The 16385-nt window shown below is 64.2% G+C and carries 17 protein-coding genes and 1 other RNA gene; 4 read left to right on the top strand and 14 right to left on the bottom strand.

The window, feature by feature from the left end; all coding sequences use genetic code 11:
• Positions 1-10: 10 nt before the first annotated feature.
• From mraY to rsmI, 9 genes are all read right to left on the bottom strand, one after another.
• On the bottom strand, positions 11-1093 hold the full coding sequence (gene mraY, locus HMPREF2924_RS31205) for a phospho-N-acetylmuramoyl-pentapeptide-transferase (RefSeq protein ID WP_003094129.1): 1083 nt from the start codon (positions 1091-1093) through the stop codon (positions 11-13).
• Positions 1093-2469: a UDP-N-acetylmuramoyl-tripeptide--D-alanyl-D-alanine ligase gene (gene murF / locus HMPREF2924_RS31200; protein ID WP_003094130.1), complete on the bottom strand. Its 1377-nt coding sequence runs from the start codon at positions 2467-2469 to the stop codon at positions 1093-1095. The genes mraY and murF overlap by 1 nt, the downstream gene beginning before the upstream one ends.
• A complete protein-coding gene (locus HMPREF2924_RS31195) occupies positions 2462-3925 on the bottom strand; it encodes a UDP-N-acetylmuramoyl-L-alanyl-D-glutamate--2,6-diaminopimelate ligase (RefSeq protein ID WP_003134735.1) in 1464 nt (487 codons plus the stop codon). Before HMPREF2924_RS31195 ends, murF begins: the two co-directional genes overlap by 8 nt.
• Entirely contained in the window at positions 3925-5664 is a 1740-nt protein-coding gene (ftsI, locus tag HMPREF2924_RS31190) for a peptidoglycan D,D-transpeptidase FtsI (RefSeq protein WP_003094139.1), read from the bottom strand. Before ftsI ends, HMPREF2924_RS31195 begins: the two co-directional genes overlap by 1 nt.
• Positions 5661-5954, bottom strand: coding sequence for a cell division protein FtsL (gene ftsL / locus HMPREF2924_RS31185; protein ID WP_003094142.1), 294 nt, complete (start codon positions 5952-5954; stop codon positions 5661-5663). The genes ftsI and ftsL overlap by 4 nt, the downstream gene beginning before the upstream one ends.
• The gene (rsmH, locus tag HMPREF2924_RS31180) at positions 5951-6892 is read right to left on the bottom strand and encodes a 16S rRNA (cytosine(1402)-N(4))-methyltransferase RsmH (RefSeq protein WP_003134737.1); all 942 of its coding nucleotides are present in this window, start codon (positions 6890-6892) and stop codon (positions 5951-5953) included. The genes ftsL and rsmH overlap by 4 nt, the downstream gene beginning before the upstream one ends.
• Positions 6893-6894: 2 nt before the next feature.
• The gene (gene mraZ / locus HMPREF2924_RS31175; RefSeq protein WP_003103101.1) at positions 6895-7350 is read right to left on the bottom strand and encodes a division/cell wall cluster transcriptional repressor MraZ; all 456 of its coding nucleotides are present in this window, start codon (positions 7348-7350) and stop codon (positions 6895-6897) included.
• A gap of 314 nt (positions 7351-7664) precedes the next feature.
• Positions 7665-8014: RNase P RNA component class A (rnpB, locus tag HMPREF2924_RS31170), an RNA gene on the bottom strand.
• A 40-nt stretch (positions 8015-8054) separates the two neighbouring features.
• Complete coding sequence (rsmI, locus tag HMPREF2924_RS31165; protein WP_003134739.1) at positions 8055-8903, bottom strand: 16S rRNA (cytidine(1402)-2'-O)-methyltransferase; 849 nt, start codon at positions 8901-8903, stop codon at positions 8055-8057.
• 126 nt (positions 8904-9029) lie between these two features.
• Here rsmI and HMPREF2924_RS31160 point away from each other — a divergent pair, with 126 nt between their 5' ends.
• From HMPREF2924_RS31160 to HMPREF2924_RS31145, 4 genes are read left to right on the top strand one after another with little or no spacing between them, the layout of a single operon-like run.
• Entirely contained in the window at positions 9030-10844 is a 1815-nt protein-coding gene (locus HMPREF2924_RS31160) for a penicillin-binding protein activator (protein ID WP_003134741.1), read from the top strand.
• Positions 10841-11218, top strand: coding sequence for a YraN family protein (locus tag HMPREF2924_RS31155; RefSeq protein WP_003110149.1), 378 nt, complete (start codon positions 10841-10843; stop codon positions 11216-11218). Before HMPREF2924_RS31160 ends, HMPREF2924_RS31155 begins: the two co-directional genes overlap by 4 nt.
• A gap of 28 nt (positions 11219-11246) precedes the next feature.
• Complete coding sequence (locus HMPREF2924_RS31150; protein ID WP_003094149.1) at positions 11247-11840, top strand: phosphoheptose isomerase; 594 nt, start codon at positions 11247-11249, stop codon at positions 11838-11840.
• Entirely contained in the window at positions 11837-12415 is a 579-nt protein-coding gene (locus tag HMPREF2924_RS31145) for a BON domain-containing protein (protein ID WP_003094151.1), read from the top strand. The genes HMPREF2924_RS31150 and HMPREF2924_RS31145 overlap by 4 nt, the downstream gene beginning before the upstream one ends.
• Before the next feature lie 55 nt (positions 12416-12470).
• Here HMPREF2924_RS31145 and HMPREF2924_RS31140 read toward each other — a convergent pair whose 3' ends face one another.
• The 5 genes from HMPREF2924_RS31140 to petA form a co-directional block, all read right to left on the bottom strand.
• The gene (locus HMPREF2924_RS31140; RefSeq protein ID WP_003094153.1) at positions 12471-12878 is read right to left on the bottom strand and encodes a ClpXP protease specificity-enhancing factor; all 408 of its coding nucleotides are present in this window, start codon (positions 12876-12878) and stop codon (positions 12471-12473) included.
• A gap of 11 nt (positions 12879-12889) precedes the next feature.
• Positions 12890-13507 carry a glutathione S-transferase N-terminal domain-containing protein gene (locus HMPREF2924_RS31135; RefSeq protein ID WP_003094155.1) on the bottom strand — a complete coding sequence of 206 codons (618 nt, stop codon included), beginning with the start codon at positions 13505-13507 and terminating at the stop codon, positions 12890-12892.
• An 85-nt stretch (positions 13508-13592) separates the two neighbouring features.
• Complete coding sequence (locus tag HMPREF2924_RS31130) at positions 13593-14375, bottom strand: cytochrome c1 (RefSeq protein ID WP_003094157.1); 783 nt, start codon at positions 14373-14375, stop codon at positions 13593-13595.
• Positions 14375-15586 (bottom strand): cytochrome b, encoded by a 1212-nt coding sequence (locus HMPREF2924_RS31125; RefSeq protein ID WP_003094159.1) that lies wholly within the window; start codon positions 15584-15586, stop codon positions 14375-14377. Before HMPREF2924_RS31125 ends, HMPREF2924_RS31130 begins: the two co-directional genes overlap by 1 nt.
• On the bottom strand, positions 15586-16179 hold the full coding sequence (gene petA, locus HMPREF2924_RS31120) for a ubiquinol-cytochrome c reductase iron-sulfur subunit (protein ID WP_003100631.1): 594 nt from the start codon (positions 16177-16179) through the stop codon (positions 15586-15588). Before petA ends, HMPREF2924_RS31125 begins: the two co-directional genes overlap by 1 nt.
• Between the last annotated feature and the right edge of the window lie 206 nt (positions 16180-16385).

Raw genomic sequence — 16385 nt, 5'->3', positions numbered from 1 at the left:
CTCTTCGTCCTCAACGCAGCTTCAAGGTGGCGAGGCCGATCAGCACCAGGATCACGGTGATGATCCAGAAGCGCACGATCACGCGCGGCTCCGGCCAGCCTTTCAGTTCGAAATGGTGATGGATCGGCGCCATACGGAAGACGCGGCGTCCGGTCAGCTTGAAGGAAGCGACCTGGATCATCACCGAGAGGGTTTCCATGACGAACACCCCACCCATGATGAACAGCACGATCTCCTGGCGCACGATCACCGCGATGGTGCCCAGCGCGGCGCCCAGCGCCAGCGCGCCGACGTCGCCCATGAAGACCTGCGCCGGATAGGTGTTGAACCAGAGGAAGCCGAGGCCGGCGCCGACCAGCGCGGCGCAGAACACGATCAGCTCGCCGGCGCCCGGTACGTTGGGAATCAGCAGGTACTCGGCGAACTTCACGTTGCCCGACAGGTAGCAGAAGATGCCCAGCGCGCCGGCAACCATTACCGTCGGCATGATCGCCAGGCCGTCGAGACCGTCGGTGAGGTTCACCGCATTGCTCGAACCGACGATGACGAAGTAGGTCAGGACCACGAAGAAGATGCCCAACTGGATCTCGACGCTCTTCAGCATCGGCACGATCAGGGTGGTCTCGATCGGGGTTTCGGCAGTCATATAGAGGAACACGGCGGCGCCGATGCCGAACACCGACTGCCAGAAGTACTTCCAGCGGCTCGGCAGGCCGCGGGAGTTCTTCTCGATCACCTTGCGGTAGTCGTCCACCCAGCCGATGGCACCGAACAGCAGGGTAACGACCAGCACCACCCACACGTAGCGGTTGGAAAGATCCGCCCACAGCAGCGTGCTGATGGCGATGGCGGTAAGGATCAGGGCGCCGCCCATGGTCGGGGTGCCCTTCTTCGACAGGTGCGACTGCGGACCGTCGTTGCGCACGGCCTGGCCGATCTGGCGGATCTGCAAGGTACGGATCATCCAGGGCCCCAGCCACAGCGACAGCGACAGCGCGGTGAGCACGCTGAGAATGCCGCGCAGGGTCAGGTACTGGAAGACGCCGAAGCCCTTGTAGAACTGTTGCAGGTATTCGGCCAGCAGCAGGAGCATTAGTGACTCTCCTCGGAGGAACCGCACAGCGCCGCGACGACTTTGTCCATCGCCGCGCTGCGGGAACCCTTGATCAAAATGGTGGTTGTCGGTTGTTCGGTGGCCAGCGCGCCGATCAGGCTGGCCTGGTCGGCGAAGTGCCGGCCCGTGGCGCCGAACGCCTGTACGGCGTGGGCCATCAGCGGTCCGACCGCATAGAGCGCGGACACCTTGCCAGCGGCGTAGGCGCCCACCTCGCGGTGGGCCTGCTCGGCCCAGGAACCGAGTTCGCCCATGTCTCCGAGGACCAGGACGGTGCGCCCGGAAAAGCCGCTCAGTATATCAATCGCCGCCAGCATTGACGCGGGGTTGGCGTTGTAGCTGTCGTCTATCACACGCAGCCCGCTGGCGGTCAGTTGCGCTACCGCGCGGCCCTTGACCGGCTGCAGCGCCTGCAGCCCGGCGACGATCCCATCCAGCGGCACGCCCAGTGCATGGGCGGCAGCGGCGGCAGCCAGGGCATTGGCGACATTGTGCCGCCCCAGCAGGTTGAGCTGGACCTGCGCTTCACCCGCTACGCCCTGCAGCCTGAAGCCCATGCAGCCGCGCGCATCGCGCTGCAGATCGGCGGCGCGGAAATCGGCCTGGGGCCGGTCGAGGGAGAAAGTCAGCAACGGACGGCCGCTGGCGCGGGCCTTCCAGGTGTCGAAGGCCTTGTCGTCCAGGTTCAGCACGGCGGTGCCGTCGGCGGCCAGCCCTTCGAGTATCTCGCCCTTCGCCTCGACGATCTTCTCCGGTCCGCCGAACTCGCCGACATGGGCGGTGCCGGCATTGGTGATGATCGCCACGTGGGGGCGGGTCAGCTCGACCGTGTAGGCGATCTCGCCGATGCGCGAGGCGCCCAGTTCGATCACTGCGCTACGGTGCTGCGGCGCCAGTTGCAGCAGGGTCAGCGGTACGCCGAGGTCGTTGTTCAGATTGCCACGGGTAGCCAGCACCGACTCGGCATCGCCGGCCTGGGTACGCAGGATGCTGGCGAGCATCTCCTTGACCGTGGTCTTGCCGCTGGAGCCCGTCATGGCCGCCAGCGGGCCGGTGAACTTGCGCCGGTTCAGCGCGCCCAGTCGCCCCAGGGCCGCACGGGTATCGCGTACCAGCAATTGCGGCAGGGGCGCGTCGGCGACTTCGCGCTCCACCAGCGCAGCCACCGCGCCCTTGGCGGCAACCTCGGAGAGATAGTCGTGGCCGTCGAAACGCGGCCCACTCAGGGCAATGAACAGTTGGCCGGGCCCGATGGCGCGACTGTCGGTGGAAACCGCCGAAAAGACGGCGTCCTCGCCGATCAGGCGGGCGTCCAGCGCGACCGTCAACTGGCTGAGGCGAAGAGGCTCAAGCATGCGGCACCTCCCAGGCGGCCAGGGCGCGCTCGGCCTGCTCGATGTCGGAGAACGGATGGCGTACGCCGTCGATCTCCTGATAATCCTCGTGACCCTTGCCAGCCAGGAGCACCACGTCATCCACCGCAGCGGAAGCGATCAGATGGGCGATCGCCTCACCGCGCGACGGCAGGAAGGTAACCTTGTCAGCGGCAGCGAAGCCTTTGCGGATATCGGCGATGATCGCCGCACTGGCCTCGGTGCGCGGGTTGTCGTCGGTGACCAGCACCCCATCCGCCAGGCGTTCGGCGATCGCAGCCATCAGCGGACGCTTGCCGGCATCGCGATCGCCGCCGCAGCCGAACAGGCACAGCAGGCGCGCGGCCGCGTGCGGACGCAGGGCCTCCAGGACTTTTTCCAGGGCGTCGGGAGTATGCGCGTAGTCCACCACCACCAGCGGCTTGTCGCCGCCTCCCAGGCGCTGCATGCGGCCGACCGGCCCCTGCAGTTGCGGCAAGGTGCGGAGGATATCGCCCAAGGGATAACCCAGGCCAAGCAACGCACCGACCGCCGCCAGCAGGTTGCTCAGGTTGAAGCGGCCGAGCAATGGGCTGCGCAGCAGGCCCTCGCCGTGCGGAGTGACCAGTGCCGCCTCGATGCCGGCGTCGCCGAAGCGCGCTTCGCGGCAATAGAGGAACGCCGAGCTGTCGGTGAGGCTGTAGGTGATCAGCTCCGAGTCCTGTTCCTCGCCGGCCAGTCGACGGCCGAAATCGTCGTCCAGGTTGATCACCCGGCAGCGCAGGCCCGGCCAGGCGAACAGCTTGGCCTTGGCGGCGGCATAGGCTTCCATCGAACCGTGATAGTCGAGGTGGTCGCGGGACAGATTGGTGAACACCGCGATATCGAAACCGAGCGCCGCCACGCGGCCCTGGTCGAGGCCGTGGGAAGACACTTCCATCGCTACCGCGCGGGCGCCGGCCTGCTTCAGCGTGGCCAGCGTGGCTTGCACCGCAAGCGGGTCCGGCGTGGTGTGCCGGCCGCTCTCCAGGGCGCCGTAGAAACCGGTGCCGAGGGTGCCGACGATGCCGCAGCGCTCGCCGAGCAGATCCAGGGCCTGGGCCACCAGTTGGCTGACGCTGGTCTTGCCGTTGGTGCCGGTGACGCCGATCAGGTCCAGCCCGCGGCTCGGCTCGCCGTAGAAACGCCCGGCGACCGCCGACAGTTGCGCGGCCAGCCCCTTCACCGCGATCAGCGGCGCATCGCTGGGCGGAAGATCTCCGGCGCCTTCCGCCTCGTAAGCCACGGCAGCCGCACCCTTGGCCAGGGCATCGGCGATGTGCGCACGACCATCCTGGCGCCCGCCCGGCACCGCCAGGAACAGGTCGCCCGGACGAACGCCGCGGCTATCCAGGGTCAACTCGCGGATCAGCAGATCGCGCTCGGCCTGGGGAAACAGTTGGTTCAGGCTCATAGGCATCAGCCACGCCCTCCTTTTGCGGGCGCAGCATTGACCTGCTGCTGTTCGGTGGCCGTCGGCAGGTTATCCGGCGGCACGTTCATCAGGCGCAGCGCGCCAGCCATGACCTTGCTGAACACCGGCGCCGACACCAGGCCGCCGAAGTAGCCCGCCTTGCTCGGCTCGTCGATCACCACGACCATCGCGATGCGCGGATCGGTGGCCGGGGCGAAACCGGCGAACAGCGAGCGATAGGCGTTTTCCCGGTAGCCCTTGGTGCCGACCGAGACCTTGCGCGCGGTCCCGCTCTTGCCGGCGGCATGGTAACCCGGCACCTGGGCGCGGAACACCCCGCCCTGGGCCTCGACCACTTGTTGCAACATGCCCTGCACGGTGGAAGCCACTTCCGGCGAAATCACCTGCACGCCATCCGGCACGCGGTCGACTCGGGTCATGCTCAGCGGCACGCTCTTGCCGTCGTTGGCCAGGGCCGCATAGGCATGCGCCAACTGGATCGCGGTTACCGAGAGACCGTAGCCGTAGGCCAGGGTCGCGGTTTCCGCCTTCGGCCACTTGCGGTGGTTGGGCAGGTTGCCGACGCGCTCGCCGGGGAAGCCCAACCCCGTGTCCTGCCCAAGGCCGACCTGTTGCATGACCGAGTAGATGGATTCGGCGCCGATGTCGAAGGCGATCTTGCTGATGCCGACGTTGCTCGACTTGATCAGGATGCCGGTGAGATCGAGTTGCCGCGAATTGCGCGATACGTCGCGAATGGTGTAGCGGCCGATCTGCAGGGTGCCCGGGTAGACGTCGACGATATCGCTGGGTTTCCAACGCCCGCTGGCCAGCGCCGCGCTCATCGAGAACGGTTTGACCGTCGAGCCCGGCTCGAACACGTCGATCATCGCCCGGTTGCGCATGGCCGCCGGCTGCAGGTTACGACGATTGTTCGGGTTGTAGGTCGGCTGGTTGGTCATGGCCAGGATCTCCCCGGTCTTCACGTCCATGATCACCAGGCTGCCGGCCTTGGCGCCGTTCTCCAGCAGAGCGTTGCGCAGTTCGCGATGAGCCAGGTACTGCAGGCGCAGGTCGATGGACAGCGCCAGGGTCTTGCCCGGCTTGGCATTCTTGGTGACCTGCACGTCCTTGATCACGCGGCCACGGCGATCCTTGAGCACCTGGCGCTTGCCCGGCACGCCGGCCAGCCATTCGTCGAAAGCCAGCTCGATACCTTCGCGACCGCGGTCGTCGACATCGGTGAAGCCGACCGCATGGGCCACCACTTCGCCAGCCGGGTAAAAACGCCGAAACTCCTCGATGGAGTACACGCCGGGCACCTTCAGGGCGATCACGCCTTCGCCCTGCTCCGGGGTCAGCCCACGGACCAGATAGATGAACTCGCGCTCGGCGTTCTGCTCGATGCGGTCGGCGAACAGCTTGGTATCCTGCCCGAGCGCCGCCGCCAGTTGCGGCCAGCGTTCCTTGGCGGTCATCAGCTCCTTGGGGTTGGCCCACAGGGTGGTGACCGGGGTGCTCACCGCCAGCGGTTCGCCGTTGCGGTCCGTGATCAGGCCCCGGTGCGCAGGGATGGCGATATGCCGCACGCTACGCGCGTCGCCCTGGCCCTTGAGGAAGTCATGGTCGATCACGTGCAGGTCGACGATTCGCCAGACGATGGCGCCGACCATCGCCAGTAGCAGGCCGACGATCACGCAGAACCGCCATGGGTAGAGGGCGCCCTGGAAATAATTCAGTTTCATGGCGCCACCATCCTGACCTCGGCCGGGTCGGGAACGCGCATGCGCAACTGTTCCACCGCCAGGCTTTCGATGCGGCTATGGGCGGTCCAGGTGCTCTGCTCGAGAATCAACCGGCCCCACTCGGCCTGCGCCTTGTCGCGCACGCTCAGCTCGGAATACAGCGAGTTGAGCAGTTGCCGGTTCCAGTAGGTGCTGTAGGCCACGGCAATCGCCGAGAGCAGCAGACCTATATAAAGCAGCAACATGAGGAAGCTGCCGGTAGGCAGGCGCTTGACGAAGAGACGGCTCATCTCAGCTTCTCCGCCACGCGCATGACCGCGCTGCGCGAGCGCGGGTTGGCCTTGAGTTCTTCTTCCGAAGCGTACTGCGGCTTGCCCAGCAGCTTCAGGCGCGGCTCGAAGACCTTGGAACGGATCGGCAGGTCGCGTGGCAGGTTGTCCGCCTCGCCCTTGGCGTGCTTGCGCATGAACAGCTTGACGATGCGGTCTTCCAGGGAATGGAAACTGATCACCACCAGGCGGCCGCCGACGGCCAGCGATTCGAGCGCGGCGTCAAGGCCACGCTCGAGATCGCCCAGCTCATTGTTCACATGGATGCGCAGGCCCTGGAATGCGCGGGTCGCCGGATTCTTGCCCTTCTCCCAGGCGGGGTTGGCAACCGTGATCACTTCGGCCAGATCGGCGGTCCGTTCGAACGGCCGCTCCTGACGGCGCTGCACGATGGCGCGGGCCATTCGCTTGGCGAAGCGCTCTTCGCCATATTCCTTGAAGACCCGGGCGATTTCCTCTTCGGTGGCGTTGGCGATGAACTCCGCTGCGCTGATGCCCTGGCCGGGATTCATGCGCATGTCCAGCGGACCATCGTTGAGGAAGCTGAAGCCGCGCTCGGGATCGTCGAGTTGCGGCGACGACACGCCAAGGTCGAGCAGGACGCCATCGACCCGACCTTCGAGACCGCGTGCGCGCACCTCATCGCCCAGTTCGGCGAACGAGCGCTGCACAATGACGAAGCGGCCGTCTTCGGCCGCCAATGCTTTTCCTGTCTGGATGGCCTGGGGATCTTTGTCGAATCCGAGCAGGCGTCCCCCGGTGCCCAGTTTCTCGAGCAAGGCTCGACTATGGCCCCCTCTTCCGAAGGTACCGTCCAGATAGCAGCCGTCCTCCCGCGGGGCCAGTGCGGAAACGGCCTCCTCGAGCAGAACGGTGATATGGCGGTAGGTGGCATTCATAGTCAAAGGATCAGATCGCGTAGTTCGTCCGGCAGCCCACCGGGTTGTTTGATTGCCGCCAGGTCGGCTTCAGCCATGGCGTTCCAGGCATCCTCATCCCACAACTGAAACTTGTTCAGTTGCCCCACCAGCATCGCCCGCTTGTCCAGCTTGGCGTACTCGCGCAGGCGCGGCGGAATCAGGAAACGCCCGTTTCCGTCCAGTTCCAGATCGACGGCATTACCGATCAGCAGCCGCTGCAGGCGCCGCGTTTCTTCTCGCAAAGAAGGCAGCTCGCGCAGCTTGGCTTCGATCAGTTCCCATTCGGGCAAGGGGTAAACGGTGAGGCAGGGGTCGACCGCGTCGATAGTGACGATGAGCTGGCCGGCACAACGCGAAACGAGCTCGTCACGATACCGACTCGGCATCGCGAGGCGCCCTTTGGCGTCGAGACTTATGGCATTAGCTCCGCGAAACACGTCAGCGCTTCCCCTGTGGTTGGCTTTCCATGCCAATTGATCCCACTTTTACCCACTTCATACCACTTCTGCACACTATAGAAATCCACACTCCCCACCGTCAAGGCGCGTCAGAAGTGAAAAATCCTTACAGGACGGAGATTTAGCGTGCTTTTGGAAGGTTGCGGAGCGCTTTTAGAAGTAAAAGAGATGACAAAACACAATAAGTCCAAAGTCTTAGCCTTCGAACTTAAAGTGATTTATCAAGAGTTGCGGCTTTTCGCTTTTGCGACGGACGGATAAAACCGGGAAAAAGCGAAGAGAGTGGGAAGAAGTGGGAGAGTCGATCTATAAGCCGGGTTCTGTCGAGGACAGCCATTCCTCTGGGACGCACATCACTGTACGCCTCAAGCGACCTACCCGAATCCAACGCGGGCCGCGCCAATGGATTCCTATTTGGTCTTGCTCCGAGTGGGGTTTACCTAGCCACGCACTGTTGCCAGCCGTGCGGTGCGCTCTTACCGCACCTTTTCACCCTTACCGGCGCTGTTGCGCTTAGGCGGTTATTTTCTGTGGCACTTTCCGTAGGCTCGCGCCTCCCAGGCGTTACCTGGCACTCTGCCCTATGGAGCCCGGACTTTCCTCCACCGCGCTATTGCGCGACAGCGACTGTCCAATCGACTCTCCGCCGACAAGGTTAGCGGGAGCAGGCGCGAAGAACAAGCTCAACTCTTCCCTTGGCGCTGCAAAGCCTGTTGATACAAAAGGTTTTTTCGCACCCCGGTGATTTCCGCCGCCAGCGCCGCGGCTTTCTTCAACGGCAGCTCGGCAAGCAGCAGGTCGAGCACCCTGAGCGCCTCTGCACCGATCGACTCCTCGCCTTCCGGCGCCTGCCACCCCGCCACCAGCACAACGCACTCGCCGCGCTGCTGGTTGCTGTCCGACGCGACCCAATCGTGCAGTTCGGCCAACGGCAGGCTGCGAATGGTCTCGAAGGTCTTGCTCAGCTCCCGCGCCAGCACCGCACGGCGCTCCCCGCCGAACACGTCGCGCATGTCCGCCAGGCTTTCCAGCAGACGATGGGGCGCCTCGTAGAAAATCAGCGTGCGTGGCTCTTCCTGTACCGCCTGGAGGCGGCTGCGTCGTCCCGCAGCCTTGGCGGGCAGGAAACCTTCGAAGATGAACCGGTCCGACGGCAATCCCGCCGCCGACAGCGCCGCGATCAGCGCGCAGGAGCCCGGCACCGGGACCACCCGGATACCCAGCGCCTGTGCCTGGCGCACCAGGTGGAAGCCGGGATCGGAAATCAGCGGGGTACCGGCGTCCGAGATCAGCGCGACGTCCTCCCCCCCCTGCAGCCGGGAGATGAAGCGCCCGCCCTCCTCGCGTTCGTTGTGCTCGTGGCAGGCCGCCAATGGCGTCTCGATGCCGAAGTGCTGGAACAGCCGGATCGAATGGCGGGTATCCTCCGCAGCCACCAGGGCCACCTCCCGCAGCACCCGCAGGGCGCGCGGGGTGATGTCGTCGAGATTGCCGATCGGGGTCGCCACTACGAACAGAGTGCCTGCTGACACGAAAATACCTCGGGAGCTATCTGAAAAGGCGGCATTGTATCGCGATTCAGGGTGCCGCCATCGCACCCGAGGCGGGCCTCCGGTACAATCGGCGACTCTTCGTGAATGCGCCATGAGAAGCCCTATATGATCGCTTGCCTGCGTCCGCTTTCTGCTCTGATCCTGGCCGGTCTGCTGACCGCCTGCGCGACCTCGTCCAATTCCGGACTGGGCGAACTTCCCCGTACGCCGAATGCCAGCATCGAGCAGTTGTTGCAACAGGCCAGCCAGAGCAAGCCCGAGGAAGCGGCGCTGCTGCGCCTCTCGGCAGCGGACCTTGCCTACCAGCAGAAGGACCTCGCCAGGTCCACCGCCATCCTGGGACAGATCCCGCTGGAAAGCCTGAAGCCGGCCCAGCAGGTCTTCGCCAGCACCCTGAACGCCGAACTGGCCCTCGCCCGCAGCAAGCCCAAGGCCGCCCTGCAGGCATTGCAGCATCCGAGCATGCAGCATCTCAGCGAACTGCCGGTGACCCAGCAGGTTCGTACCCAGCGCGCCAAGGCCCAGGCCCTCGCCGCCGACGGCCAGGTCCTTGCCGCAGCCAAGGAGCGCATCTACTTCGCACCGCTGCTCGAGGGCCCGGCGGTGATCGAGAACCAGGAAAAGATCTGGACCCTGGTCAGCCGCCTGCCGGTCGACCAGTTGCAACCGAGCGCCAACGAAGGCGACCTCAGCGGCTGGCTGACCCTGGCACGCATCACCAAGACCTCGCCGACCCTGCAGCAACAGCAGGCCAGCATCGAGAGCTGGCAACAGCAGAACCCCGAGCACCCGGCGGCCAAGCACTTGCCGGCGGCGCTGGAGAAACTCAAGACGCTGTCCCAGCAGCCGCTGACCCGCATCGCCCTCCTGCTACCCCAGCAGGGGCAGTTGGCCAACGTCGCCCGGGCCCTGCAGGACGGCTTCCTCGCCGCCCACTTCCAGGCCCAGCAGGCCGGCCAGAACCCTCCTTCGATCAAACTCTACGACAGTACCCAGGTGCGCTCGCTAGATGACTTCTACCGCCAGGCCCAGGCCGATGGCGTCGAACTGGTCGTCGGTCCACTGGAGAAGCCGCTGGTCAAGCAACTCGCCAGCCGCGAGCAACTACCGATCACCACCCTCGCACTCAACTACAGCGACAACAGCCAGGAAGGCCCGGCGCAGCTGTTCCAGTTCGGCCTCGCCGCCGAGGACGAAGCGCGCGCGGTGGCCAGCCGGGCCTGGGGCGACGGCATGCGCCGGGCCGTGGCGCTGGTGCCGCGCGGCGAATGGGGCGACCGCGTGCTGGCCGCCTTCAGCCAGAGCTGGCAGTCCGCGGGCGGCAGCCTGATCGCCGCCGAGCATGTCGACCAGCCGGTACAACTGGCGCAACAGATCGCCGACCTGCTGCAACTGCGCCAGAGCGAAGGCCGCGCCCAGCGCCTGCAGGGCGCCCTCGGCAGCCAGATCGCCACCCAGCCGTCGCGCCGCCAGGACATCGACTTCGTGTTCCTCGCCGCCACCCCGCAGCAGGCCCGCCAGATCAAGCCGACCCTGGCCTTCCAGTACGCCGGCGACCTTCCGGTCTACGCCACTTCGCACCTCTACACCGGGACCAACAACCCGACCCAGGACCAGGACCTCAACGGCATCCGCTTCTGCGAGACCCCGTGGCTGCTCAACCCCAGCGACCCGACCCGCCAGCAGGTCGCCGCCCAATGGCCCCAGGCCAACGGCAGCATGGGCCGCCTCTACGCCATGGGCGTCGACGCCTACCGCCTCGCTCCGCGACTGCCTGAACTGAAGGCCGTGCCGAGCCTGCAGATCGACGGCCTGACCGGTACCCTGAGCCTGAATCCGACCCAACGTATCGAACGCCAGTTGCAATGGGCCGAGTTCCGCAATGGCCAGGTCCAGCCGCTGGGGACCAGCAGCTTTTGACCGATAGGGAAAGCTCCCGGGACAAGGGGCGCCAGGCCGAGGAACTGGCCTGCGCCCATCTACGGCGACAGGGCCTTGCCACACTTGGCAAGAATTGGACCTGTCGCCGCGGAGAGCTCGATCTGGTCATGCTCGACGGCGATACAGTAGTATTCGTCGAAGTCCGCTCCCGCCGGCATCGCGCCTGGGGCGGAGCCCTGGAGAGCATCGACGCGCGCAAGCGGCAACGCCTGATTCTCTCCGCCGAACTTTTTCTGCAACAGGAGGCGCGCTGGGCCAAACGCCCCTGTCGCTTCGATGTGGTCACCGTCGATACCAGCGACGGACAATCACCACCGCGACTGGACTGGATTCAGAACGCATTCGACGCCTGATCAGCCGCCCCACCGAAGGTCATTACCGATGGACATGCAACACCGTATCCGCCAGCTCTTCCAGGCCAGCATCGAGACCAAGCAGCAGGCCCTGGAAGTACTGCCTCCCTATATCGAGCAAGCCAGCCTGGTGATGGTCAATGCGCTGCTCAACGAGGGCAAGATCCTCTCCTGCGGCAATGGCGGCTCGGCCGGCGATGCCCAGCACTTCTCCTCCGAACTGCTCAACCGCTTCGAGCGCGAACGTCCGAGCCTGCCGGCCGTGGCCCTGACCACCGACAGCTCGACCATCACCTCGATCGCCAACGACTACAGCTACAACGAAGTCTTCTCCAAGCAGATCCGCGCCCTGGGCCAGCCGGGCGACGTCCTGCTGGCGATTTCCACCAGCGGCAATTCGGCCAACGTGATCCAGGCCATCCAGGCTGCCCACGACCGCGAGATGCTGGTGGTCGCCCTGACCGGCCGCGACGGTGGCGGCATGGCTTCGCTGCTGCTGCCGGAAGACGTGGAGATCCGCGTTCCTTCCAAGATCACCGCACGCATTCAGGAAGTCCACCTGCTGGCCATCCACTGCCTCTGCGACCTGATCGACCGCCAACTGTTCGGGAGTGAAGAATGAGCCGTACCGCCTTCGTCGCCGCCACCCTGGCCCTGAGCCTGGCCCTGGGAGGCTGCAGCAGTTTCCTCAGCGCCACCCGGGACAAACCGATCGACGACGATCGCGGGACCCGAACCATCGGCAGCAAGATCGACGACTCGCTGATCGAGACCAAGGCCGCGGTGAACATCGCCAAGGCCGATCCGGCCCTGGACAAGGACTCTCACATCGTCGTGGTCAGCTACAACGGCATCGTGCTGATCGCCGGCCAGACCCCGCGCGCCGACCTCAAGAGCAAGGCCGAGCAGGCCGCACGCACGGTGCAGAAGGTCAAGAACGTGCATAACGAACTGCAGGTGACCTCGCCCTCCTCCCTGCTCGCCCGCAACAACGACGCCTGGATCACCACCAAGCTGAAGACCCAGATGCTCAGCGATCCCAACGTGCCCTCGTCGCGGATCAAGGTGGTCACCGAGAACGGCATCGTCTACATGATGGGCCTGGTCAACCAGCAGGAAGCCGCCCAGGCTGTCCGCGTCGCCCAGGGCGTCGACGGGGTGCAGAAGATCGTCAAGCTGTTCGAATACATAAACTGAAGAACAGCGAACGAAAAAAGGCGATCCTTCGATCGCCTTTTTCATTGCTAGCCGTTTACTTGACCACCTTCAGGGATGGCCTGCCACTGGGACGCGGCGGCTCATCGGACGGTCCGCCATCGTCATCGCCCGGCTCGTCGTCCACCGGACCCGGCTGCTCCAGATCGAAGACCATGCCCTGTCCGTTTTCCCGGGCGTAGATGGCCATTACCGCCAGCGCTGGAATGTACAGGCTCTGCGCCACGCCGCCGAAACGCCCCTCGAAGCTGACCGCCTCGTTGTCCATGTGCAGATGCCGCACGGCAGAGGGCGAGACATTGAGCACGATCTGCCCATCGCTGGCATAACCCGGAGGCACCTTTACCCCGGCGAACTCTGCGTTCACCAGGATATGTGGCGTGCAATCGTTGTCGACGATCCATTCATAGAGCGCGCGGACCAGATAGGGACGGCTGGAATTCATCTTCATGTTCCTTAACGCATATCTCGTTCAACGGAAGACAGGCTGGCCCGGAAGCTTTCCCGGGCGAATCCGCGCTCCATATAGTCGAGCAACGGCTTGGCCTGCCGCGGCAACTCGATGCCCAGCAGCGGCAGACGCCAGAGGATCGGCAACAGGCAGCAATCCACCAGGCTGAAATCCTCGCTGAGGAAATATGCCTTGTCGGCGAACAGCGGGGAAACCCCGGTCAGGCTCTCGCGCAACTCCTTGCGCGCCTGGACCCGCTCGGCCTCCTTGCTGCGCGCATCCAGGATCCGGTCCACCAGGGAACACCAGTCCCGCTGGATACGATGGATCAACAGGCGGCTGTTGGCACGCTTCACCGGATAATCGGGCAGAAGCGGCGGATGCGGATAGCGTTCATCGAGGTATTCCATGACCACCGTCGGCTCGTACAGCGCCAGGTCGCGATCGACCAGGGTCGGTACGCTGCCGTAGGGGTTGACCTCCGCCAGCATCGGCGGACAGCGGCCCGCCTCGATATCGATCACCTCTACCGCCACGTTCTTCTCGGCCAGGACCAGGCGGATGCGATGGCAGTAATGATCGGCAGGGTCGGAATAGCAGGTCAGCTTGTTGATTGAAGCCATGGAGCCCTCCTCGCAGGTCGACTTGTGGGAGGTGAAAAGACGCGCGCGCCCCGTAGGGCGCGCGCTTCGAAGACCAACGTGCGGGTTAGTGCACGTCCTTCCAGTACTCGCGCTTGAGGAGATAGGCGAATACGAAGAAGAAGGCCAGGTAGAGCAGGACGTAGGTACCGATACGCTCGGAGGCCAGCTTGTTCGGGTTGGCCGAATAGGCCAGGAAGGTCACCAGGTTCTTGACCTTCTCGTCGAACTGAGCTTCGTTCAGTTCGCCGGTCTTCGGCACCACGGTCAACTGGTCACAAGCTTCGTGAGTCAGCGGGGTACCGGTCAACGGATCGAACTGCTTCTTGCCATCCTCGACCACCTGTACCTGCTTGCAGCCGATCACCTGGCGTCCCTGCAGGGGCGCCAGGACGTTCGGCATGCCGACGTTGGGGAAGATCACGTTGTTCACGCCCCACGGACGCTTGGGATCCTCGTAGAACGAGCGCAGGTAGCTGTACAGCCAGTCGGTGCCGCGTACGCGGGCAACCAGGGTCAGATCCGGCGGAGCGGCGCCGAACCAGGTCTTGGCGTCGGCCGGCTTCATGCCGATGTCCATGTGGTCGCCGATCTTGGCGCCGGTGAACACCAGCTTCTCCATCATCAGATCGGCAGGAATGCCCAGGTCGGTGGCGACACGCTCGTAACGCTGGAACTTGGCGCTATGGCAGCCCATGCAGTAGTTGGCGAAGGTACGCGCGCCATCCTGCATGGCCGCCTTGTCGGTCAGGTCGATATCGACATGATCCAGTTGCGGCCCATGGCCGCCAGCGGCGAAACCCAGGACTGGCAGTACCGCCAGAATCAGTGCAGCGAATTGCTTTTTCATCAGCCAGTCACCCTTTCCGGAACCGGTTTGGTCTTCTCCATCCGGGTGTAGAACGGCATCAGGATGAAGAAGGCGAAATACAGGACGGTGCAAACGCGCGACAGGGTAGTACCCAGCGGGCTCGGAGCCTGGGCGCCGTAGTAGCCGAGGATCACGAAGGACACCGCGAAGATCACCAGCCACAGCTTGCTCAGCCAGCCCTTGTAGCGGATCGAGCGAACCGGGCTGCGATCCAGCCACGGCAGGACGAACAGCACGGCGATCGCCGCACCCATCGCCACCACACCCATCAGCTTGTCCGGAACCGCGCGGAGGATCGCGTAGAACGGGGTGAAGTACCAGACCGGAGCGATGTGCTCGGGGGTCTTGAACTGGTTGGCCATCTCGAAGTTGGGCTTCTCGAGGAAGTAGCCGCCCATTTCCGGGAAGAAGAAGATCACGGTGCAGAAGATGAACAGGAACACCACCACACCGACGATATCCTTCACGGTGTAGTACGGATGGAACGCGATGCCGTCCAGCGGTACGCCGTTCTCGTCCTTCTTCTTCTTGATGTCAACGCCGTCCGGGTTGTTCGAACCGACTTCGTGCAGCGCCAGGATGTGCAGCACGACCAGGCCGAGCAGGACGATCGGCAGGGCGATCACATGCAGGGCGAAGAAGCGGTTCAGGGTGATGCCGGAGATCAGGAAGTCACCGCGGATCCACTGGGCCAGGTCTTCGCCGACCACCGGAATCGCGCCGAACAGGGAAATGATCACCTGGGCGCCCCAGTAGGACATCTGACCCCAAGGCAGCAGGTAGCCCATGAAGGCCTCGGCCATCAGCGCCAGGTAGATCAGCATGCCGAAGATCCACACCAGCTCGCGCGGCTTCTGATAGGAGCCGTAGAGCAGGCCGCGGAACATGTGCAGGTAGACCACGATGAAGAACGCCGATGCACCGGTGGAGTGCATGTAGCGAATGATCCAGCCGTAGTCGACATCGCGCATGATGTATTCGACGGAAGCGAACGCCTCTTCGGCCGACGGCGTGAAGCTCATGGTCAGCCAGATGCCGGTGAGGATCTGGTTGACCAGCACCAGCAGCGCCAGGGAACCGAAGAAATACCAGAAGTTGAAGTTCTTCGGTGCGTAGTACTTGCTCAGATGGTCTTCCCACATCTTGGTCGCGGGAAAACGCGCATCGACCCAAGCCATGAACTTGTTCATCAGGCTTTCTCCTGGTCCACGCCGATGGTGATGACGTCGTCAGCATCGAACGTATAAGGCGGAATCGGCAGGTTCAGCGGCGCTGGCTGGCCTTTGTAGACACGACCGGCGAGGTCGTAGTGGGAGCCGTGGCAAGGGCAGAAGTAGCCGCCCTTCCAGTCCGGACCGAGGTCGGCGGGGGCGACTTCGGGACGGAAGGTCGGCGAGCAGCCCAGGTGGGTGCAGATGCCGACGATCACCGCCAGTTCCGGCTTGATCGAGCGAAGCTTGGGATCGACGTACTCCGGCTGCTCCGAGGCCTTGGAGTCCGGGTCGGCCAGTTGTCCTTCGAGGCTCGGCAGGGCGTCCAGCATCTCCTTCGTGCGGTGCACGATGAATACAGGCTTGCCGCGCCATTCAGCGATGATCTGCTGACCTGGATCGATCTTGCCCACGTTCACCTGCACCGGCGCGCCAGCAGCCTTGGCTTTGGCACTGGGGAACCATGACCCTACGAACGGGACCGCAGCACCCACCGCTCCCGCCGCGCCAACCACAGAGGTGGCCGCGACGAGGAAGCGACGCCGGCCTGCATTCACGCCGTCATTACTCATTCAGTCGTCTCCCATCAGCTTCAGACCTGTTCTAATCAGGCCTTTAAGTAAAAATTCGAGCCGCGCAAAAAATTCGCCAAATGGTAAAGAAAACCCCCTTTGATGACAAGGTAATAGCCTGACACAAAACGCCCGAAACCCTTGTAGGGCGCGCCCTTCGGCCATGCGACACCTTGCCGCAGAGTTAAAGCGTAGACATAAAAAAA

This window comes from Pseudomonas sp. HMSC063H08 (genome assembly GCF_001813645.1).
Taxonomy (GTDB): Bacteria; Pseudomonadota; Gammaproteobacteria; order Pseudomonadales; family Pseudomonadaceae; genus Pseudomonas; species Pseudomonas aeruginosa.
The sequence above is the reverse complement of the archived record's forward strand: the minus strand, read 5'-3'. Positions and strand labels throughout refer to the sequence as shown.